This is a genomic window from Pedobacter zeae, from assembly GCF_014196715.1.
Taxonomy (GTDB): Bacteria; Bacteroidota; Bacteroidia; order Sphingobacteriales; family Sphingobacteriaceae; genus Pedobacter; species Pedobacter zeae.
In genome coordinates this window covers 899,253-921,230 of record NZ_JACIEF010000003.1, presented here as the reverse complement: position 1 = coordinate 921,230, position 21,978 = coordinate 899,253, and the positions used below count along the sequence as shown (strand labels likewise).

General features: G+C 38.5%; 15 protein-coding genes. 9 read left to right on the top strand and 6 right to left on the bottom strand.

Going from position 1 to position 21,978, the window contains the following annotated elements:
* Positions 1–114: 114 nt before the first annotated feature.
* From mnmG to GGQ60_RS16975, 6 genes are all read right to left on the bottom strand, one after another.
* Positions 115–1,977 carry a tRNA uridine-5-carboxymethylaminomethyl(34) synthesis enzyme MnmG gene (gene mnmG, locus GGQ60_RS17000; RefSeq protein WP_183766587.1) on the bottom strand — a complete coding sequence of 621 codons (1,863 nt, stop codon included), beginning with the start codon at positions 1,975–1,977 and terminating at the stop codon, positions 115–117.
* A gap of 169 nt (positions 1,978–2,146) precedes the next feature.
* Complete coding sequence (locus GGQ60_RS16995) at positions 2,147–4,009, bottom strand: ABC-F family ATP-binding cassette domain-containing protein (RefSeq protein ID WP_183766586.1); 1,863 nt, start codon at positions 4,007–4,009, stop codon at positions 2,147–2,149.
* Positions 4,010–4,507: 498 nt separating this feature from the next.
* Positions 4,508–4,945, bottom strand: a complete 438-nt coding sequence (gene ybeY, locus GGQ60_RS16990; RefSeq protein WP_183766585.1) for an rRNA maturation RNase YbeY — start codon at positions 4,943–4,945, stop codon at positions 4,508–4,510.
* Between the two features lie 210 nt (positions 4,946–5,155).
* Positions 5,156–5,326: a hypothetical protein gene (locus GGQ60_RS16985; RefSeq protein ID WP_183766584.1), complete on the bottom strand. Its 171-nt coding sequence runs from the start codon at positions 5,324–5,326 to the stop codon at positions 5,156–5,158.
* Positions 5,326–5,565, bottom strand: a complete 240-nt coding sequence (locus tag GGQ60_RS16980; protein ID WP_183766582.1) for a hypothetical protein — start codon at positions 5,563–5,565, stop codon at positions 5,326–5,328. Before GGQ60_RS16980 ends, GGQ60_RS16985 begins: the two co-directional genes overlap by 1 nt.
* Positions 5,566–5,616: 51 nt before the next feature.
* Complete coding sequence (locus GGQ60_RS16975; protein WP_183766580.1) at positions 5,617–8,934, bottom strand: DUF4175 family protein; 3,318 nt, start codon at positions 8,932–8,934, stop codon at positions 5,617–5,619.
* Between the two features lie 309 nt (positions 8,935–9,243).
* Here GGQ60_RS16975 and GGQ60_RS16970 point away from each other — a divergent pair, with 309 nt between their 5' ends.
* The 9 genes from GGQ60_RS16970 to GGQ60_RS16930 all read left to right on the top strand — a co-directional run bounded on the left by GGQ60_RS16970 (position 9,244) and on the right by GGQ60_RS16930 (position 21,974).
* Positions 9,244–9,792 (top strand): sigma-70 family RNA polymerase sigma factor, encoded by a 549-nt coding sequence (locus GGQ60_RS16970; protein WP_183766578.1) that lies wholly within the window; start codon positions 9,244–9,246, stop codon positions 9,790–9,792.
* 98 nt (positions 9,793–9,890) lie between these two features.
* The gene (locus GGQ60_RS16965; RefSeq protein ID WP_183766576.1) at positions 9,891–10,952 is read left to right on the top strand and encodes a FecR family protein; all 1,062 of its coding nucleotides are present in this window, start codon (positions 9,891–9,893) and stop codon (positions 10,950–10,952) included.
* 31 nt (positions 10,953–10,983) lie between these two features.
* Positions 10,984–14,067, top strand: coding sequence for a SusC/RagA family TonB-linked outer membrane protein (locus GGQ60_RS16960; protein ID WP_183766574.1), 3,084 nt, complete (start codon positions 10,984–10,986; stop codon positions 14,065–14,067).
* 10 nt (positions 14,068–14,077) lie between these two features.
* The gene (locus tag GGQ60_RS16955) at positions 14,078–15,508 is read left to right on the top strand and encodes a RagB/SusD family nutrient uptake outer membrane protein (RefSeq protein ID WP_183766572.1); all 1,431 of its coding nucleotides are present in this window, start codon (positions 14,078–14,080) and stop codon (positions 15,506–15,508) included.
* 17 nt (positions 15,509–15,525) lie between these two features.
* Positions 15,526–16,290, top strand: a complete 765-nt coding sequence (locus tag GGQ60_RS16950) for a DUF4843 domain-containing protein (protein ID WP_183766570.1) — start codon at positions 15,526–15,528, stop codon at positions 16,288–16,290.
* Positions 16,291–16,311: 21 nt separating this feature from the next.
* Entirely contained in the window at positions 16,312–17,823 is a 1,512-nt protein-coding gene (locus GGQ60_RS16945; RefSeq protein ID WP_183766568.1) for a PKD-like family lipoprotein, read from the top strand.
* Positions 17,824–17,853: 30 nt separating this feature from the next.
* Positions 17,854–19,233, top strand: a complete 1,380-nt coding sequence (locus GGQ60_RS16940) for a TlpA family protein disulfide reductase (protein ID WP_183766567.1) — start codon at positions 17,854–17,856, stop codon at positions 19,231–19,233.
* Positions 19,234–19,295: 62 nt separating this feature from the next.
* Positions 19,296–20,459, top strand: coding sequence for a TlpA family protein disulfide reductase (locus GGQ60_RS16935; RefSeq protein WP_183766566.1), 1,164 nt, complete (start codon positions 19,296–19,298; stop codon positions 20,457–20,459).
* Positions 20,460–20,477: 18 nt separating this feature from the next.
* Entirely contained in the window at positions 20,478–21,974 is a 1,497-nt protein-coding gene (locus GGQ60_RS16930) for a retropepsin-like aspartic protease (RefSeq protein WP_183766565.1), read from the top strand.
* Positions 21,975–21,978: the final 4 nt, after the last annotated feature.

Genomic DNA, 21,978 nt, shown 5'->3' with positions numbered 1-21,978 from the left:
GCGTTCTGACGAATTTTTATACTTTTTGGAACTGTGATATTAAAAAATCTTTTTAATGCTTTATATCGTTTTATTTAAAGCCTGTATTTATTTTGTTAAAATACTGATTATCAGTTATTTATTAATATAAACCATTAAAACTGATATATCAGAAGGTGAAACGCCTGAAATCCGAGATGCCTGGCCTAAAGTGCGTGGTTTGATCTTAAATAATTTTTCCCTGGCCTCTTTTGAAATGGAAACAATTTTATTGTAGTCGAAATCAGGTTTGATTTCTTTATCTTCCATTTTTAGCATTTTCGCTACAATTTCATTTTCCTTCTCAAAATAACTTTCATACTTAATTTTGATTTCGGCCTGTTCTATGGTTTCATTATCTAAATCTTTAGTAGCATCAGCAAGAGGTTTACTAACTTTGATCAGATCCTGTAAGCCAACATGCGGTCTTCCTACTAAACTATGAATTTTTACATTTTGATTTAGGGAGCTTGACCCTAAACTTTCTAGCACGGGATTAACCTCACTCATTTCGATGCTCTGGTTCTTCGTGAATTTCACCAGGGCTTCTGCATTTGCAATTTTCTTATTTACTTTTTCTAAACGCTCATCTGAAATTAAACCGAGTTCGTGGCCAATAGGAGACAGGCGGATATCAGCGTTATCCTGCCTTAAAAGTAAACGGTGCTCGGCCCTTGAGGTAAACATGCGATACGGCTCTTCGGTTCCTTTGGTTACCAGGTCATCAATTAAAACACCAATGTAACTTTCTGACCTTTTCATGATCAGCTCGTGTTTATCATTGATTTTTTGATGTGCGTTTATGCCAGCCATGAAACCTTGACAGGCCGCTTCCTCATAACCGGTAGTTCCGTTTATCTGGCCGGCTAGAAATAAATTGCTGATCAATTTAGTTTCTAAGGTTAGCGATAATTGGGTAGGTGGGAAGAAATCATATTCTATTGCATAACCAGGTCTGAACATTTTTGCCTGTTCAAAACCGGGTATTAATCTTAGTGCTTTAAATTGTATATCTTCAGGAAGCGAAGTAGAAAATCCGTTTACATAAATCTCGCAAGTGTTCCATCCTTCTGGTTCAACAAAAATCTGATGACGATCTCGTTCGGCAAAACGGTTAATTTTATCTTCTATAGAAGGGCAATACCGGGGACCTAAACCTTTAATACGACCTGTAAACATTGGAGATTTTTCGAATCCTTCTTTTAAGGTTTCATGTACTTCGCTATTGGTATAGGTGATCCAGCAGCAACGTTGATCTGAAGATACAGTGGTATCGGTATAAGAGAATTTACCCGGATTTTCATCTCCCCATTGTTCTTCCATTTTAGTATAATCTAAACTTCTGCCATCCACACGGGGTGGGGTGCCAGTTTTCATCCTGCCTGCTTCCATACCTAAAGCTACTAATTGCTCAGTAATTCCGGTTGAAGAACGTTCTGCAGTTCTGCCACCTCCAAATTTCTTTTCTCCGATATGGATGATTCCATTTAAGAAGGTGCCATTGGTTAGTACCACCGCCGTGCTTTCGATCTCTATGCCTAAAGAGGTTTTTACACCGTAAACGGTGTGATCTTTAACGATCAGCCCAACTACACTATCTTGCCAAATGTCAACATTTGGTGTGTTTTCTAAAGCTAATCTCCATTCTTCTGCAAAGCGCATCCTATCTATTTGTGCCCTCGGACTCCACATAGCAGGGCCTTTGGATTTATTAAGCATCCTGAATTGAATGGTCGATTTATCTGATATAATACCAGAGTATCCACCCATTGCATCAACCTCGCGAACAATTTGTCCTTTAGCTACGCCGCCCATGGCAGGGTTACAACTCATTTGAGCAATGGTACCCATATTCATGGTTATCAGTAAAACAGATGATCCCAGGTTGGCAGCAGCAGCAGCAGCTTCACAGCCCGCATGACCCGCACCAACAACAATCAAATCATATTTTGCAAACATTTTATTATATTTTATTAATTGTTCCACGTGGAACAATTTGGTTTATTTATTTTTATCAGCACTCATAAGAATCGTTAGATCCTTTACCCATCAGAATGAAATCGCTCTTATTTTTATTGATGTTCCACGTGAAACATAACGCGGAAAACAGCATAGAATTGTTTCATGTTTATTCTGAAAGTTCGAGCCAACGCATGGTATAATCGTCTAGTTTAATCTGAAGTTTTTCAAGTTCAGAAGATACTTCCTGTATTTTAATATAATCGGTAGCATCTATACGATTTAAGGTTTGGGTTAATTCGGCTATTTTATTTTCCGTTTCTTCAATACCTCTTTCGCTTTCTTCTAATTCTTTTTGTTCTTTATAGCTTAATTTTTTTGTGGCTTTAACGGGCGTTTGTTCTGCAACCTGAACGGGTTGTTTTTTAGCTTCGGCCTTCGTTTTAGGTTGTTCTAAACTTAAGCGGTATTCTGAATAATTACCATTATAAATTTTAACTACACCTTCACCTTCCATAATAAAAAGCTGATCGCTCATTTTGTCCAGAAGGTACCTGTCGTGAGAAACCAACATTAAAATACCCGGAAAATTTTCCAGGAATTCTTCCAGTACATTTAAGGTGTCGATATCGAGATCGTTCGTTGGCTCATCCAAAATCAGAAAGTTTGGATTTTGCATCAACACTTTCATCAGGTTCAAACGTTTCTTTTCTCCTCCGCTCAATTTCTCTACCATGCCGTGCTGTTTCTTTGGCGGGAAAAGAAATAAGGTTAGCAGGGCAGAAGCAGTGATAACGGAGCCATCAGCCATTTTAATATATTCAGCATCCGATTTTACAATATCAATTACTCTTTCTTTCGGATCGAATGTTAAACCTCCCTGTTTATAATAACCGAAAACTGTAGTTTCGCCGGTATCAACTTTGCCCGCATCGGGCTGTAGATGGCTGGTTATAATATTTAATAAGGTTGATTTTCCGGTTCCGTTTTTTCCAGCCAGGCCAATGCGATCGCCTTTTTTAAAGGTATAGCTGAAATCGTTAATGATAGAACGGCCATCAAAGGACTTACTGATATGCTCGAGCTCAATAATCTTACCTCCCTGACGGGACATCTTCATATTAAGCGTAATGTTCTGATTGTCAGTCTTTTTCTTGGTTTTTTCCTCTAAATTATAAAAAGCATCTATCCTGGCCTGAGATTTTGTTGCACGGGCCTGTGGCATGCGCCTCATCCACTCTAATTCTTTCTTTAATAGCTGTTGGTTCTTATGTAAAACCGTTGCGTCTAAAGCTTCCCTTTCGCTTTTCTTTTCGAGGAAGTAAGCATAATTTCCGTTATAATTAAATAATTTTCCTCTATCCAATTCTACAATTGTATTGCAAACATTATCCAGAAAATACCTGTCATGTGTAACCAACAGAATTGTTTTTTGCCCGGTGGTTAATAGTTTTTCAAGCCATTCTATAGTATCAATATCCAAATGGTTGGTAGGTTCATCAAGCACAAGGATTTCAGGATCTTCAATCAGTAGTTTAGCTAAAGCCAGGCGTTTCTTTTGTCCGCCAGATAGTGTAGCAATTTTTTGCTGAAGATGGGTAATCCCCATCCGGTTAAGAATGGTTTTGATTTGATGCTCGTATTCCCAGGCATTATGCTCGCTTAGTTCTTCATACAAACGGTTAAGCTTTTTCTCATCGGGATTGGGATCTTCAATCAGTTCCTCATATTCTTTAATCAGTTGCTGTTGTTTATTCTCTAAAGAAAAAATATGGTCGCTAATGGAAAAACCTTCGGTAAACTGGGGTTCCTGATCAAGAAAACCAATTTTAACAGATTTATTTTTTACAATTTTACCTTCAAGGGGAGGAAACCTTTCTGCCAATAATTTCAAAAGTGTACTTTTACCAGCACCATTTATACCAACCAGCGCTACGCGCTGACCAGAGTTGATCCCCAGGGTTAAATTCTTAAATAGCCATTCGTCATGGTAACCATGCCCTAAGCCTTCCGCCGCAATTAATGTGCTCAATTTTTTTGTATTTCGGATTTATAAAGGAAAATTAGTGCAAAGGTAAGTATAATTAATTGCAACGGCATATTCAAGTTGAAAGGACTTCTGTATCAGCTAAAAATGGCAAAAACTTGATGTTTATCGCTCAGAACGTTTAATTGTATTTCATATTATAAAACAAAACAGCGGTTGGACTCGCTCCACCGCTGCTTCAATCATTAACTAAAACTAAACTTTTATCTTGAATGATGTTAGAAGACGGCTTCTAAAACATCAGTTTTTTTGTTTTTTGAATATAAGACTGATCTAAACACAAAAAGTTGCAAGGAAATTGGCTGTATTATACCAGCCAAGGGTAATTGTCGACGAACGCCAGTAACTTTTAGACGAATGCCAATAACAAACAGGAAGCGTTGGGGCGTTTATTGTTTTTATGAGGGTATTATACCGTGCTCTGTAAAGGATAATGAAGAGGATAGGGAAGGTTCAGAACCTAATGAGCGAATGTTGGGAAGGTTAAACCAATCCAAATTCAATTCTGTATCCTAAATGCTCATCTTCTTTTTCGGTCATGAGGGTTTTGGCGGCCTTTCCCTTGTCTTTATAGCCCAAGAGGTGGAGGGTTCCGTGGATCATGATGCGACAAACCTCATCAAATTCTGAAGTTTTAAAGGTTTTGGCATTTTCTTTTACGCGTTCTATGCTGATGAAAATATCACTTACGATCTGTTTTTCTTCTTCTGAGTTATCGAAGGTAATGATATCGGTATAAGTATCGTGATTTAAGTATTGTTGATTGATGCCCAACAGGTATTCGTCACTACAGAAAATGAAGTTGAGTTGTTGCAATTGATAACCTTCTTTTTCAATGGTAGCTTTAATCCATTTTTTGATTTTTAGTTTTTGTGGAAGATTATAGCTAACCGATTCAGAGAAAAATGAAATTGCAGGCATATTGTTGTTTGTTATGGTGCAAATTTAAGAAATATTCTGTGGTTGCTACGCTGGAACCTGTTTCGCATCTTTAAAAGATTCAAAAGGGAATTATTTCTTGAATTTGAGTTTAGGGTTTCTTGCAGTATGAAAAATTGCAAAAACCACAATTTTATCTCCGATGAGTTCGAATATTAAAACGTAAGGAAACTTATTTAAAACTAAATGCCGTTAATTTCTTTTTAATTTCTGATAGTGAAGAGGATTCTTTTCTAATTTGAGGTAACATCGGCCGAGTTCTGCTAAAAATAGATCGCCAAGACCTGGTTTTTGTTCTTCATACCAATCATAAGCTTCTTTCGCCATCAAAAGGGCGGCAGGCTTTATTTGAATGGTATACATTATAAACTTTTTATTCCTTTAATGATATCGAAGGAGTCTTCTTTGCTATAAGATTTTGTTTGGCCATTTAAATGGAGTTCCCTTTCTCTATCAAGAATTTCTAAATGCTCTTCAGTTAGGCTAAAGGATTGTTCACCTTCGATCTCTTTTTCTAATAAAGTGTAGATGGCTCTTATCTTATTATCTTCCGCATCAGATAAATAGGTAATTAATCGTTGTCTTATTGCTGTACTGGTCATAATATCAAATATAACGAAAAACCTGATGGTTATTGTGTTTAACTTATCACATTATTGCATGATATTCAACGATTTTAAATATTCAGCAATTTTATTTTTATAGTAATAATTTAAACTCGGAGGCAACTTTTGCAACATATCATTTCCATTCTGCTGTTGTTTTTTAAACTGATCGACCATTTTTTGATAGGATGGTGGAAACTGTTTAGCCGCCTTACTTTCACGTTTTGAATCTTCTTCCTGGTCGCGTTCTGCTTTCTCTGCTTCTAATAATTTGGTTAAGAGATCTTTCTGCCTGTTTAAAGTTTCCTGTTGTAAGCGCTTGTTAACCAGATCGCTCTCCGTCTGTTTCATTTCTTTGATTGCTTCGTTCAGGTTGCCCATTTTACCGGTTCCATCTTTATTTTCTTCACGGTTGATTTTTTCAAGTGCCTGACGGATCATCTGCTGTTGCTGTGCCATTTTACCGAACTCCTGACTCATCTGTCCTTTACCTACCTTACCTTCATTGCCACCCGATTTTTGCATTTGCTCCCTTGCTTTCTGCATACTTTTATTCAGTTGATCCTGCATCTGCGAAAGCTGTTTCATCCCTTGTTTTTGCTTCTTTCCTGAACCGCCCTTGCCATTTTTCTGCATGTTTTGGAGCTGGCTTAAGGCTTCACTCAGCATGAGCGTAAGGTTATTGATGGAAGTCATGGTAAACTGCTGAAACCGGTTGGCTTCGGCAGTTCTTCTATCCCCCAAACTTTCTAAACTTTTGTCGAGGTTGAAATTAATTTTATTCATTTCCTCGTTAACCGTCGATTCTATTTGCGGAACCCGTTTGCTTAAACTATACAAACTATCGGCAATGGTTTTAAGGTTATCTTTAATGCCTCGCTGTTTCTGAACATTGCTGGTGTAAGAGGGGTCGGCTGTGCTCATTTTCTTTAAAGCCAGCATTACTTTTTCCTGATCAAAGGATGTGGTCAGCAGGTTTTCTAATAATCGTCTTAACTCTTTGGCATTCAGGTTGTTTTCCATTTCTTCACCCTGCTGCTGCATATCGCTCATTTTTTTTGACAACTTTTCCATCTGATCTGCAGCCTTTTGCTGTTTTTGGCTCGCATTTTTAGAATCTTTTTGATCTAAAGCATCTTTACTGTCCTGTTGTTCTTTTTGTATGTCCTGAATATCTTTTTCAGGGTTTTCAAATGGATTGGGCCTTTCTAATGATTTATTTTTTTCTTCCAGCTTTTTAAGATCATCTTTCAGGTCTTTCATCTCTTTATTAAGCGCATCCTGTTTTTGCTTTAAAGATTCGTTGTCAAGTTTTTTGTCTTTTGTTTGTTCTGCAAGCTCTTTTTGTTCTTTAGCAAGTTCATTCAGCCGATCGATATCCGCTTGAAGATTTTGTTCAAATTCTAACTGTTTGTAGAGTTCTAAAATCCTGTCCAATTCATTCTTAAGGGTTTTATTATCTAATTGCATTTTGGAAAGCTCATTCTGTGTCTGATCTTTATTTTTCTCATTAATCAGATTCTGCAGCTTTTGCAAAAGTTCTTTGGTTTTTTCATCCAGTACATGATCAAAGAGGTCTTTAATCTGTTTTTGTTTTTCTAAAAGTTCTTCGGTTTGTTTCTGATCTTCCAGTTGCTGGATGTTTTTGTCGTTTTGTTCTTTAATTTCTTTTACAGCTTCATCGAGTTGTTTTTGTTTATCCAACAGGGCTTCAATCTGTTTTTTATCTTCGAAAGAAATCTGTTTTTTATCAATGAGGCTTTCGGCAACTTTTTTACTTTCCTTTTCGATGGTGTTGGCCAAACGGATAGCCGATTGTACTTTCTGTTTTAAGGCCTGGTTATTGGCATTTACCTGTTCTGCAGTTTCTTTTTTGGTAGGCTGTTTAAAAGTTTTAATTTCCGACCGGGTAACTTTTGCACCATTGACCTCATCATTGTCGGCTACTTCGAAATAATATTCGATTTCCTGTCCTGGTTTTACCGGAGCAGCTTTTAAATCCCAGAAATAAAAGAAAGTGTTTTCGGTAATATTGCTTTTAATCGCAATATTTTTGGTTACAGAACCGATAATCCGGTTGTTTTCTTTGATATTGTATTTAAAGCTCAGACGGCTAAAACCGTAATCATCGGTAACCTGACCACTAAAATACAGGGCTTTGTTACTCACTGAATCAGGTTTTTCTTCTACGGTAATACCAGGGGCCTGGTCTTTAACCACGGTGATCTGGTGCGATAAAGAATCGCGGAGGGTAACGTACTCATTTTTAGGGGTAATGCTATACTTCGAATTATTTTTTATAGTGGCATTGAAGACCGATTCGTTGTTTTCGACTTTTAAAACGTTTTCTGTGCCATTTAGGGTAAACAGGATCGAATTGCTTTTTCCGGTTTTAAGGTTCCAGCTAACTTTTGTTCCTTCTGGCAGAAGCATGTCGCCAACGTTGGCAATATGCTCCGGTTTTTTGCCCAGATAGGCAGGAAAAATCAAAGTTGCGTTTGCATTAAGCAATTCTGGCCGTGGTTTAACAGTAAGGGTAAACGACTGAGAACTAAAGCCTCCGCCTTTAAAAATCAGTTTTTTATCGTTCTGGATATTTTTAATGCTGTAATTAAACCTGCTGATATTCTCTTTCTGAAGTTTGTAAGTATTTTTTCCGTCTTCTACATAGATTTCAGCAGGTAATTGATCGCCTGATAGTTTCAGGTTTAGGGTAATATCATCACCCTGTGTAACCGTTAAGCTTTTATTTAAAAGCTTAAAACTGAATGGTGCTTGCGGTGCAATGTATTCATCGTACTTAAAAAAGCTGTTGGTACCCTCACGTAAAATGGCGGGAGCAATGATGGCAATTAATAAAATGATGGAAAGGGGAACAAAAAGGTATTTTAGATACTTTCTGTTGTCGTTAATGCTTACCGCAGTGTAAAAAGGAACGGGTTTAAGTTCCAATATTTTTTGATCAATACTGGCAATAATGAGGTGATTATTATTGGGCTGGTTTTCTGATAAACGGTGAAGTTGTAGTGTATTGAGTAATTTATCCTTAATATCGGAAAAGTGGTTTCCAATGATAACCGATGCTTCGTCGAAAGTAAGGTGTTTGCCCAGTTTTAGCATGGAAAGCAGGGGTTTAACAATTAAAAAACCAACTAACAATACCGCAATAAGCAAATAAGCAAAGAATACAAAGGTTTTGAAACCAGCTGTGGGGTTGAGATAATAAAGGCTTAGAAAAACGATCAGGTATAAGGCTAAAAGTATAGCTGAGGCATAAATACTGCCCCGTAAAATTTTATTGAGGTAAAATTTTCGGATAAACTCATCTATCTTCCGTAATAAATCGTTGTAATTATTGCTCACCATATCTCTGTAAATGTAAAAATTGTTCCAGTCAATTAAAAGAAAACCGGTAATTGGATAACGTGTTTATTACAAATCGGTTATGTACGTGTGTTTTTCAGTTTGGTGCCAAAATAGGCAAAAACCGATTTTATCGTTTAAAATCAGGCAAACGTTTGTTTAACGACTTAGAGGTCATATTTTCAATAAAATCTTTTAAAAACTTTACTATAAGTTGATATTTACTTCATGAAAAAATATCTTTGGGTTCATCAACCTCTCGAAATAACTATTAAATCATTCCTTTTTAATATTTGTTAGGATAGCAAACTAATGAACTATGTTGCTGATTTAGCGTCGGGTTGCTTACAAACTTTTCAGACCGTTTACAGTTTGTTCAACCAAAAACTTTATGCTTATGTACTGAAGAAAACCAATTCAGCATACATGGCAGAAGAGGTGGTGCAGCTTACTTTTATCCGTTTATGGGAAAAACGCGAAACTTTATCAGCAGAATACAACATTTCCACTCAGATTTTCAGGATTGCCGGAACTATTTTAATCGACCAGCTTAGAAAAGAAGCAGTAAGTAAAAAACACCTGAGTGTTGTAGAAGACCATTTTGCTCTAAAAACAGAAACTGAACAACCTGAAATGATACATGCACTGGAACAGGCTATAGAACAAATGGCACCGGTGCGTAAAAAGGTATTCAAAATGAGTAAAGTGGAGGGTTATTCATACAAAGAGATTGCAGAAATGCTTTCTATTTCGCCTAAAACGGTAGAAAATCATATTTCTCAGGCATTAAAACAGCTAAGGGCTGCTTTTTCTTCTATTATTTCACTGGCTGTTATCATGGAGGCCATAATCAAGAAGTGATTTTCTCTTTTTTAAACCTCAGCACCTTATTTTTAGAAATTATCTAAAATATTTTTACTTCACTAGGGGTAAAGCACTTTCAAAAACGTAATGTAGTTATGCAAATCAACCAAAAGCTTGTGGAGAAGTTTTTTTCTGGCCAATGTACTGCCGCGGAAGCCCGCCTGGTGAGTAAGTATCTGGCTGATGAAAACAACCGCGAAGTTTACTTAAACAGCGAGGAATGGGAACATTTTGAACCTGTTGAAAAGGTTGATGAAAAAATTTCGGACCGGATCTATGTCAAGGTGCTCGATCATATTCACGATAAGCGGGAAACCAGGCGTATCCGTTTCAGATACCTGGCTTACGCGGCATCAATTGTATTAATTGCGACAGTAGGATTGGTAGCCTACAAATTGACGAATAACCGGGTAGCAAAGCCAAGCTACGTTGCTTCTAATCGCTCGAAGCCAGTTACCAGGGTTGAAACGTTTATTACCAATACGTCAGCAGTGAAAAAAAACTATACTTTACCCGATGGGACCATTGTTGAACTGTATCCGAAAAGTGAAGTGAGTTATTTCCCTTTTGATCAGGGAAAAAGGGATGTTAATTTAACCGGACAGGCTTTATTCAGGGTGCATAAAGATAAAACCAAACCTTTTACTGTTTTTGCCAATAACCTGGCAACCACCGCCTTGGGTACTGTTTTTAAAATTACTGCCTTTAAAAAAGGTTTGTATACTAAAGTGCGGTTAATAGAAGGAAAGGTAATGGTTAAACCTCTAAGCAAGCTCCTATCGGCGGGGGTAGAAACGGTTTATTTATTGCCGGGAAAGGTATTTACGGTAAATATGCAGACTTATGCGGCTAGTGTTAAGCCGTTTAATGTTGAAGCGCCTAAACAACTGGAGACATTGGATCCAGGGAAAGCAATTGTAACCGAGGCAGCGATTGTTTTTGACAATGAACCGCTGTCAGGGGTTTTTAATGCTCTTGAAACTAAACTTAACATAAAAATAAATTTTACTCCCAGTGAGCTTATTAAAATGGAATTTACAGGGCAATATGAATTCGGACGCGATGACATTGATGGTTTCTTAAAAATGATTGGTTCATTAAATAACCTGACTGTAGATAAAACTGATGTGGGATATACGATAAAGAAGATTAAATAAAACCAGAGTACAACTAAACCAAACTAACTTCATGATTAAAATTTTTACTAAAAGGAGCGTTCCAAAACGCACCTTACTGCTACTGCTTTGTCTTTACCTCGGGGTAAAGGCTTATGCGCAAACGCCTGCAGTTAAGGGAGTTGTGAAAGATGCCAAAGAAACTATTGTAGGAGCCACCATTATTGCGCAAAACGTGCAAACAGGGGTAAGAACGACTACCTCATCAGATAAAAACGGGGTATTTACCTTTGTAAGATTAGCAGCAGGGCCATATAGATTTACCATCAACTTTATTGGCTATGAATCCAACATCGTAACAGGGATTGTAAAAGATGGGGGAACTTTTTCATTATCAGTGGTTTTGAAAGAAAGTTCTACCAGCCTGGACAAAGAGGTTGTTGTAACCGGAACCGGCATTAACAGGAGGAAAGATAGCTTTACTGGTACAACTGCTGTTTTCTCTGGCGAAGAGCTTAAGACAATCGGGAACAATAACATCATTCAAAGTTTAAGGACATTAGATCCGTCTTTTCTCCAAATTGAAAATAACCTTGCCGGATCCAATCCAAACGTACTTCCTGTAATAGAGGTGAGAGGGAAAAGTAGTATTCCCAGTAGTACATTAAAAGACCAATTTGGCTCAGATCCCAATCAGCCTTTATTTGTGTTAGACGGATTTCCTACAACCTTACAGACAATCGTCGACTTGGATATGAACAGGGTAGCATCTGTTACCATTCTGAAAGATGCCGCATCAACTGCGCTCTATGGTTCGCAGGCTTCCAATGGTGTTGTGGTTATTGAAACCATTAAACCAAAACCAGGAGAACTGCGCTTTAGCTACACGCAAGATTTCAGACTTGAAATGGCTGATCTAAGCGCATACAATATGATGAACGCAACGGAAAAATTAGAATTTGAGAGACTTTCTGGGCGATATGTTACCTCAGAAGCAAATCCTGTTCAAAACGTGTATTTGGATTCATTGTATAATGCGCACCTGGGCAACGTTCGTAAAGGAATAAATACGTATTGGCTAAATGTACCCTTGCAAACAGGCTATTCAACTAATAATTCTATCAATGCATCCGGTGGAGATAATGCATTTATCTACAATGTGGGGATGAATTACAGAACAGGTCAAGGCGCAATGATCGGCTCTGGAAGAGATACATATAGCGGCAGTATCAACCTGAACTATCGAAAACAGAAAATTAACGTCAATAATATTACCTATATCAGGGGCTATTCTTCTCAGAATTCGCAGTACGGATCATTTTCAAACTTCGTCAATGCCAATCCATATTTTAGGAAAGACAGTGAAAGCCTTTATCTGGAAAGACCCCGAACGACATCGGGTTCTGGTTTTAACGTCATCAATCCAATTTACGATGCCTTACAGCCGCAGTACGATCAAACTAAAAATAGCGAATTTCAAAATAACTTGAATGCAATCTACGATATCAGTAGCGCATTTAGGATTAATGGGGCCCTTCAAATTACAAAGGGAACAACAACGACCAAAGTATACAAGTCGCCAGAAATGAGTGATTTCATTAATACTCCAACGTTGAGAAAAGGAACATATTCCGATAATCGTGCTGAAAACTTTTCTTACCAAGCCAATTTGACACTGAGCTACAATAAAATGTTTGGTCAGAAAAATTCGATCACGGCAAACTGGAGAAGTACCGTACAACAAAACAAAAACAGTTCATATTCATCTAAAGCAGAAGGTTTTCCAGCCGGAAGTTTGGGCAACCCGCGTTTCGCGTATGCCTATGCACTTGATGGTGCACCAAGCGCCACCAGCGGTATCTATCGCTCGTTGAGCAGTGCGGTTGCCCTAAATTATTCTTACGCAAACAAATACTTGGCCGATTTCGTTTTCCGCTTAGATGGATCTACAGCCTATGGTAGCAATAAGCAATATTCTCCATACTACTCATTTGGTCTGGGTTGGAATATCCACAACGAAGATTTTGCAAAACAAGCTTCCTGGCTCAATTCATTAAGGTTGACCGCAAATATCGGTATCACTGGAAACCAAAATTTCGGAAATCTAAGTTCGGTTTCTATTTATAACTACAATAGTAACACGCAATATAACTCATTCGGACAAGGTTTAAGTTTACTCACATTGGGAAATCCCAACTTAGAACCTCAAAAGACCAGACAGATCAGCACATCGATTGAATTTGTTCTTTTAAAGAACAGATTGAGCGGTTATATCAATGCTTATAACAAACGAACCAATCCTTTGATTGTACCAGTAGATCTACCTTCATCAACAGGTGTATTTGCATTTCCCTATAATATAGGAAGCTTAACCTATAATGGTATAGAAACAAGAATATCATACTCTCCTGTTTATGATTTGGCTAAAGGAATCGTGTGGAGTGTTAGCTTAACAGGGTCTACCTACAGGAGTAAGTATGGCGGCTTTGGCAATACCTTAAATACCCTTAATAAGCAACAGGAAAATAGCAAGACCTTATTGAGGTACATCGATGGCAATAGTGCAGAAGCAATTTGGGCAATTAAGTCGATGGGAATTGATCCAGCAACAGGAAGAGAGGTTTTCTTAACAAAAGACGGCCAGTATACTTTCGATTACAATACGGGAAATATTGTAAATGTGGGTAACACTGTACCTGTTGCCGAGGGAGTAATTTCGACTAACTTGAGATATAAAGGTTTCAACTTTGGTTTGGGGTTAAGATATAGAGTGGGCGGCGATATTTTTAACAATGCCTTGTACAATAAGGTTGAGAACATTTCATCAACAAGCATAGCAAACAACCAAGATCGTCGGGCACTTTACGACAGATGGAAAAATCCGGGCGATGTTTCACAATTTAAAGGAATTTCATTGACCAGCACTACGCCAATATCATCACGTTTTGTTCAGAAAGAGAATACGCTGAGTAGCGAAACGCTAAGTGTTGGTTACACATTTGATGGTAAACAGTGGTTGAGGGCTGTTGGAATGCGTACACTGAACGCGACTTTGTTCGGTAATGATTTTCTTTATTTATCCACTGTCAGAAGAGAGCGCGGTATAGACTACCCTTATGCAAGAACCTTCGCATTTTCTTTAAGGGCTTCATTTTAAATGTTTGAACATGAAAAGAACTTATTTTACCCTACTAATCACGACAGCGTTAGCCATATTGACGTTAGGATCGTGCAAAAAATTCTTAAACGTAACACCTGAAGATAAGGTTATCGAAACACAGATCTTCAGTACAAAAATAGGTGTCCAAACGGCATTGAACGGATTATACCTGAGCCTAGCCACTAATCAATTGTATGGCGATAACCTCACCCTATCAACGGTTGAAGTACTGGCACAGCGTTATAATATCCCTTCCACCCACGATCTGTACAAGATTGCAACTTATGCTTATACGGATGCTCCTGCTTCCACACGCCTGGAAACCATCTGGACAAATGCATATGGGACCATTCTTAACGTTAACAGTTTTTTAGAAAATATAGAAAAATACAAAGGCACCGTCGACGAACAGACCGAGTCCGTTTTCAAGGGAGAAGCCATCGCAATGCGTGCATTCCTGCATTTCGATCTGTTGAGGTTATACGGACCGAGGTATTCAACAGCAGATTCTACCAAACAAAGTTTGCCCTACTACGCTGCAACCAAATCGAGTATTAACCCATTGCTACCAGCCAACGAATTTATTGTTAACATCATTAACGATCTCAATACAGCGGCTAATCTTTTACAAAACGACCCCGTTATTACAACAGGTGTAAGTACGCCTCGTGTGAATGAAACTGTTGATTTCTTCAAGAGTAATAGGAATTTTAGATTTAATTATTACGCAGTTAAAGGTCTTTTGGCGCGTGTGTACTTGTACCGGGGAGACAAGGTTTCTGCACTGAAAAATGCCAAGGAGGTTATTGCTGTTGCAAACAAATTTCCATGGACAACCTCAACCAATGCGCTGAGCGAAAAACAAAACCCTGACCGTGTTTTCTCAACAGAGATGTTATTGGGTGTCAGCAATACCCAACTATATTCAAGATATACAGCACTTTTTGATCCTTCTGTTACCGATGGAACTATTTTGGCTCCTCTGCCTGCGAGATTAAATACGGTGTTCGAAACCAATGAAAACGATTACAGATTTAACCTAAACTGGCAAATCCCTTCAACTGGAGTTAAATCGTATCGTACCTTTTACAAGTATGCAGACATTGTTGATAAAACCAAACTGTTCCGTTTCACCATCCCTTTACTTAAGATTAGCGAAATGTATTATATAGCAGCCGAGTCAGAACCATTAAGTGCTGATGGTATTGCCCTTATTAATATAGTTAGGGCAAATAGGGGTCTGCTGCCACTCGCTACTACAGCAGTAGTGAACACGGAGCTTCAGAAAGAGTATCAAAAAGAGTTTTTTGGCGAGGGGCAGTTATTCTACTACTACAAACGCCGAAATATAACATCTATAGGCAACGGTTCAGGTACGTCAAGTATTACGGTTAATTACGCGGTACCAATGCCATTATCAGAATCGCAATATCGTTAACCTTAAATTTTAATGTGATGAAAAAGAATTTTCTAAAAACACTGTTTCCAGTTCTTTTGGCCATAGTACTTTTTTCTTGTGAAAAGGAACTTCATAAATATGAGGGCGAACCAAGTATCTATTTTAATGATGCGGCAAGATTACCAGCTTATTCAGGAGAGCCTATTAAAGATTCGACTATCGTTTCTTTTAGTCTGGCTAAATCTCAGGACTCGATCATTAATATGGTCATTACCGCAACTGGTCCAAAATCGGATCAGGATAGACCCTATAAATTAATCGTCAATCCATCATCAACTGCTATAGAAGGTGTACACTATCAGATTTTAAGCAAGAACTTTTCTATTAAGAAAAACAAAACCTTAGATACGGTAAAAATTAAGTTTTTCAGAAAAGTGGAAATGCAAACCACCACTTTCCTGTTGAGCTTTGACCTGCAGAGTAATGAAAACTTTGCAACAAATATGAATAATAAAGTGATAAATACGACTACCGGACAGAAGCTGTCTTTTGTGAATTATAGATGGCTTATTAACGACATCATTAAGAAACCTGCGAGATGGGTAGATGGTTACTTAGGAACGTTTTCTCGAAAAAAGCTTTTTTTGATGGTAAGCGTATTGGGAGTTGATCCTTCATACTTAGACTCGTCTGTCTCTATTGCAGAACTTGCTGCCTACGGAAAATTTATGCAACGTTATCTGAATGAGCAAAAAGTGGCAGGTAATGTCATTCTAGAAGATAACGGTTCCGAAATGATCATGGGAACATCGGTTCAATAATTAACACTAAGGATTAGAAAAATGAAAATATATCATCGCATTCTTATGGTGCTGTTGGCGCTGCTAATGCTCAACTCTTGTAAAAAAGATATTGGAAATTACGACTATACGGAAATTAACGAATTGAAACAAACTGACATTCCAAAAGAAATAACCGCAATTTATGGTAAACAGTTAGTCTTCAATCCAACAGTTTCTTTTACGCAAGATGCCAATTTTGACGAAACAAAATATACTTATGAGTGGACTTACATTGGTCCCAATGGCTTGGGAGGTTCGAAACTATTCCAATTAGCCACAACCAAAAACCTAAATATGCAAGTCAGTATAGTTGCGGGCACCTATAGTGCATATTTTTCGGTAACAAATAAGGACACAGGTATTAAATATACCAAGCCATTTACATTAAAAATAAGCAACGAAATTAATGAAGGCTGGATTATGATGAACGAAGTAAATGGCCGGGCAAGGGTTGATATGTTATCCCTGAATACTGCCGGGACCTTCGACGTAATCAACGATTTATTGGCCACAACCAATTCTGGACTTACCCTTACTGGCAAGCCAGTAATGGCCTACACCTACAACACTGGCCTACTCATAGGTCCTGATGCGATCAGCTATGGATTATATTTAGGAACCGATCAAGGTACGACCAAAATAGACCCAAATACATTTAAGTGGACAAAAACAATGACACTAAACTATGAAATGTTTGGCGACATTCCAGCCGGCTTTTACGCAGATGTGATACAGCAGCGCGGAAGCGGTACGTCCTATATGATAGGAAAAGGCAATGCCTATTATTATGAAAGAGTACAGAATATATATTATTCCGTACCAATCAATTACATCACATCCGAGCAAAAGGGTTTCGAAGTCGCGCCGTTTGTCGGCGGTGACCCTTCAAGTATCACACAGGCAATATTCTATGATAAAACCAATCGCAGATTTGTAAAACATACAGGTAGCGCTTCTACGTGTACTACCTTGCCTGATCCGCCTGACGCCAACAAATTATTCAGTTTTAGTACCAAAATGGATTTGTTATTCATGAAATGGTCGAGCTATGCCAGTGGGGGTATTTTTGCAGTACTAAAAGATCCAAATTCTACCAAAAGATATTTGGCCCGCTTCAATACCAGTGACAATGTTCAAACTTACTATGCTGAGATTTTAGGGACAGATTTTGTTAATGCTGAGTTTTATGCTGTAAATCCAGAATTCGGTTATTTGTTTTACGCAGTGGGCAGCAAAATTTATGAATATGATATGGTATACAAAACGTCAAAATTGATGTTAGATTTTGGCAGTAAAAAAATATCTTACCTCAATTTTTACGAATTTAAAAGTAATACTAAATATCCCGATCGCATGAAGCTAATGGTTGGTAGCTACGATCCATCAATCAGCGATGGAACTGAAGGCAGCCTGGGTATCTACACAGTTCCAGGGCTTAATGGCGACCTTGTTTTGGCCAAATCCTACACCGGTTTCGGAAAGGTAAAAAGCATAACCTACAGGGAACGTTAATTAAAAATCATCCAAATAAAACCAATGAAAATGAAAAAAGTATTAAGTGCCGGCCTTTTATGCCTCGCCTCACTAACTGTTATGGCGCAATTGCCTGTAGAAGTAAAAGGATTGTTAAAGAAAAAACGCCTTTCTGCCGTTAAACTCTTTAAAGTTAAAGATGGCAAGGCAGTAGAAATTGCCAACTCTACACCTGCCGAAAAAGGCCAGTTTGGTTTCCTTTTTTATCCTGAGTATGAAGGTTTGTACGTAATCGGTACAGGCAATGAAGGTAGCCCGAACGATAATTATAAATTCTATTTTAAAGGAGGGGAAGAGCTATCCCTAAACCTTTTAGATTCGAGTTACGTACTAACAGGTAAAAAGAATTCGAAAGAAAATACGGTGCTAAGCCAATGGCACGATTTAACAAATCCGCTGGAGCAAAAGGCCATTAACTTTATGAAAGTGCAAAGTACCTTTGTTGATTATTTCCCTCAGCAGGAGGAAATTGTGGCCAAAAGTAAAACTTTCTTAAATGGTAAAGCCACCGGAAATGTAAATTTCGATAAGGAAATTAAATCTATTATGTCCTGGGATCTGGCCTGCTATGCAACCAACTTCTTAAATACCCCAAGGAGCGCACATCCTTCTGTTGAAGAATACAGCAATTTTTACAGCACGCTTAAAACCACCGATTTTGCAAAAACAACAGAAAATGTTTACCGCTATCCCTATGGCTTTAGAACTTTAACGGGCCTCATTAGCCTAAATATGCGCCAGGATGGTAAAGCCTATAAACGCGGCCCTGAGGGGGTAGATCTAATGGCATCTTTTGTACCCAACGATACCTTAAAAGGTGATTTGATTTTAGATAATGCCGCAGGTTATAAAACGATTACCGAGTACGAGGCATTAATAAAAGGCAGGGAGAAATATATTCTTACCAAAAGACAGGCAGATAGAAGTGCTGCCATTATGAATCCTTTATTGACCTACAAGCCTGGTACCGATGCTTTTAATTTTGCCTATGAAGATAAGAATGGTAAACAGGTTACGATGGCGAGCATGAAAGGAAAAGTAGTATTGGTAGATGTTTGGGCTACCTGGTGTGGGCCTTGCAGAGCTGAAATTCCTTATCTGAAAAAACTGGAAGAAGAAATGAAGGGTACCGATGTTCAAATTATCAGCCTATCAACTGATGCGGTTAAGGATAAGGAAAAATGGCAAAAAATGATCAAAGATGAAAATTTAGGTGGTTTACAACTTTTTGCCGGAGGGCCTGAGAACGAATTTTCGAAATATTATAAGGTTAACACTATACCACGTTTCCTGGTTTTCGATAAACAAGGCAAGATTGTGACCGTTGATTCACCACGGCCATCTAATCCTGAATTAAAAGCATTATTACAAAAAACACTCGCTAACTAGCCATCCCTATACTCCGGTTATAAACCAATAGCCGGAGTCATTTTTACCTTAAAACATCTGATATGAAAACAATGAAAACATTGTTTATAGCTGCGTTTTTGCATTTTTTTTTACCTAAAGCTTACTCCCAGAACGATAGCATCCAGATTTCTGGCCGCTTAAAAGGGCTGGGCAATAAGTCGGTTTGGATTTCTTTTGCAAATGATGCCGGTTTATCAAGGAGCTATAAAGCCAATGCCAATAATGATGCTTTTGCATTAAAAGTGCCGCGTTTGCAAAATCCGGCCATTGCCCGTTTCGACGTCTCGATATCAAGAACAAGTGGCACGAATTCTAATCCTGCACCCAAACTGGATCTGTTCGTTTTTGATCAGGATATTAGCATAAAGGGCGATGCGCTATTGCTTCAGTTTGCCGATGTAAATGGCGATGAAGAAAATAATGCATTAGCGGTATATAAGCAACTGGTAAAAAAGGGCGAAATGCGTAATTATGAGATTATGCAAGAGCTTTTTAGTGAAGGAAAAACAACCAGTTCTGCAAATAAAGAAGTTTTAATGGCTGAGGCTACAGCCATCAACAGAAAACTCGTTAATGTAAAAAGAGATTTCGTTAAAACACACCCCAATGCTTTTGCCTCAGTGTTTTTATTAACGCGAATGGAAAACCTCTATACGGCAGGCGATTTTATTTCCACATGGAACAGTCTATCACCCCGGTATAAAAATCATCCCATTACCGGAAAAATTAAAGCTTACATCAAAAAGGTAAGCGCTACACCTGATGGTTCGGATGCAATTGGTTTTCAAAAAAATGACAAGGATGGCAGGCTGATTAACCTGGCTGATTTTAAAGGGAAAACCGTGTTGCTCGATTTTTGGGGCAGCTGGTGTGGGCCATGCCGTGCCAGCAACCCTCATTTAAAGGCTTTATACACCAAATACAAAACCAAAGGTTTCGAAATTATTGCCATTGCGCAAGAACAGAAAAAGATATTGGAAGAAGCGCGCACGGCCTGGCTAAAGGCCATAGAAGAAGATGGGCTAACCTACATCAACATCCTCAATAACGAGGGCGTCGAAAAGCAAAACCTGGTAAAGGATTACAATATCATAGCTTTTCCGACCAAAATACTGGTGAGTAACGAAGGCAAAATATTACTCCGTATTACTTCGAGTGCAACGGATGATATTGATCGTGCCCTCGAAAAAATTTATGGGTTTTAATCTACCTATTCAGATAAAATGAAAATAAAAACAATATTATTTCTTGGGTTTTTGGTTTGGTCGGTCCAGCTTCGGGCACAGCAGGCTAATACACTCATTGAAAGCATGAACCTGATGTTTGCCCAAAAGGCAGTTGATCCGGTCGCAGCCAAATTAAGCAGCAGTTTTTCAATTGCGGCTTATACGAGGCCCTCGGCCGACAGGCTGTTAAAAACAATATTGGAACGGTATCCTTGCGATTCGATTCAACTCAAAAATGAAACTAAAGCAGCCGGAATGATGCGCTTAACCATCGTGCCTTTTAGCAAAGGAAAAGCGGGTAAAGAAAGCAGCATTTATACTGATACAAGCTATAAGCTGCTTTATGCTGATATTTTCGACCAGCTTTACGGCATGAACCGCTATAAAAAGTCGGTACTGGTGACCAAAGTTCCTTTCGAGGTCGAGAATGGCTCGATTATTTTAACCGTAAAAGTTAATACCAGCGAAAGGCCTTTAAAGCTACTTTTCGATACAGGTGCTGATGGTATGGCCATTACCAAAGCCCTGGCCGACTCGGTAGGCATTAAAGCCAGTCGCCAGCAAAATACCTCGGTAGTAGGGGGCAATATGAATATTGCTGTTTCAGAAGGAAATACCATCAGGATCGGCACCTTTGAACTCAAAAACCAGAGTTTTGCTATTTTTCCTGAAATGCATAAGGGAAGCGACGGCATTATTGGCAATAGCATCGCTAAAAACTATATCACTAAAGTAGATTTCGATAAAAAGGAGCTTTCGCTCTACACTTTTGGCGATTATACTTACCAGGATGAGGGCATATCTGTGCCGGTAACCGTACCTGCAGGTTTGTTTATTATTCCGGGCGAGGTTACCGTAGTACCCGGACAGGCCAATACCGGCGAATTTGTTTTCGATACCGGCGCATCTTACAACCTCATTTGCTTCAGGCCCTTTGTAAAAAAATATAAACTACTGGTAAGCGGTTTTAAACCAGAATACAATGGTACCACCACCAGCATGGGCATGAGCACACCGACCTATAGTGGCCGGGCGGCATCGTTTTCTTTTGCAAGTATGCCCAGGTTGACCGATTTTCCGGTTACCCTGATGGCGGGAGGTGGACAAAGCGAAAACTGGAATCCTGGTTTTGATGGATCTATTGGTATCAGAACCATTGGCCGTTACAACTTCACCATTAACATGCAGCAGAAGGAAATTCATTTTGTACCCAACCACACCTTTAATTTTCCTCATGATTTTGTTTTGGGGGCTTACCTTTTGGGTTTCGATCCCGATGGCAAATTAAAGCTGCTCAGTATTGTAGGTCCGGTAGAAAGCGAAATCCTGCAAGCCGGACAAATTATCGAAAGTATTGATGGTGTTGTAGCAGCAACCTTGCTTAAAGACAGCAAAAAAATGCTTTCCGTTTTAAGCGCACCGGCGGGTAAAATCTTCAAAATTACTTACACCGCCGACGGAGCGAAACAACATATTTCAGTAACCAAAAAATAGATTT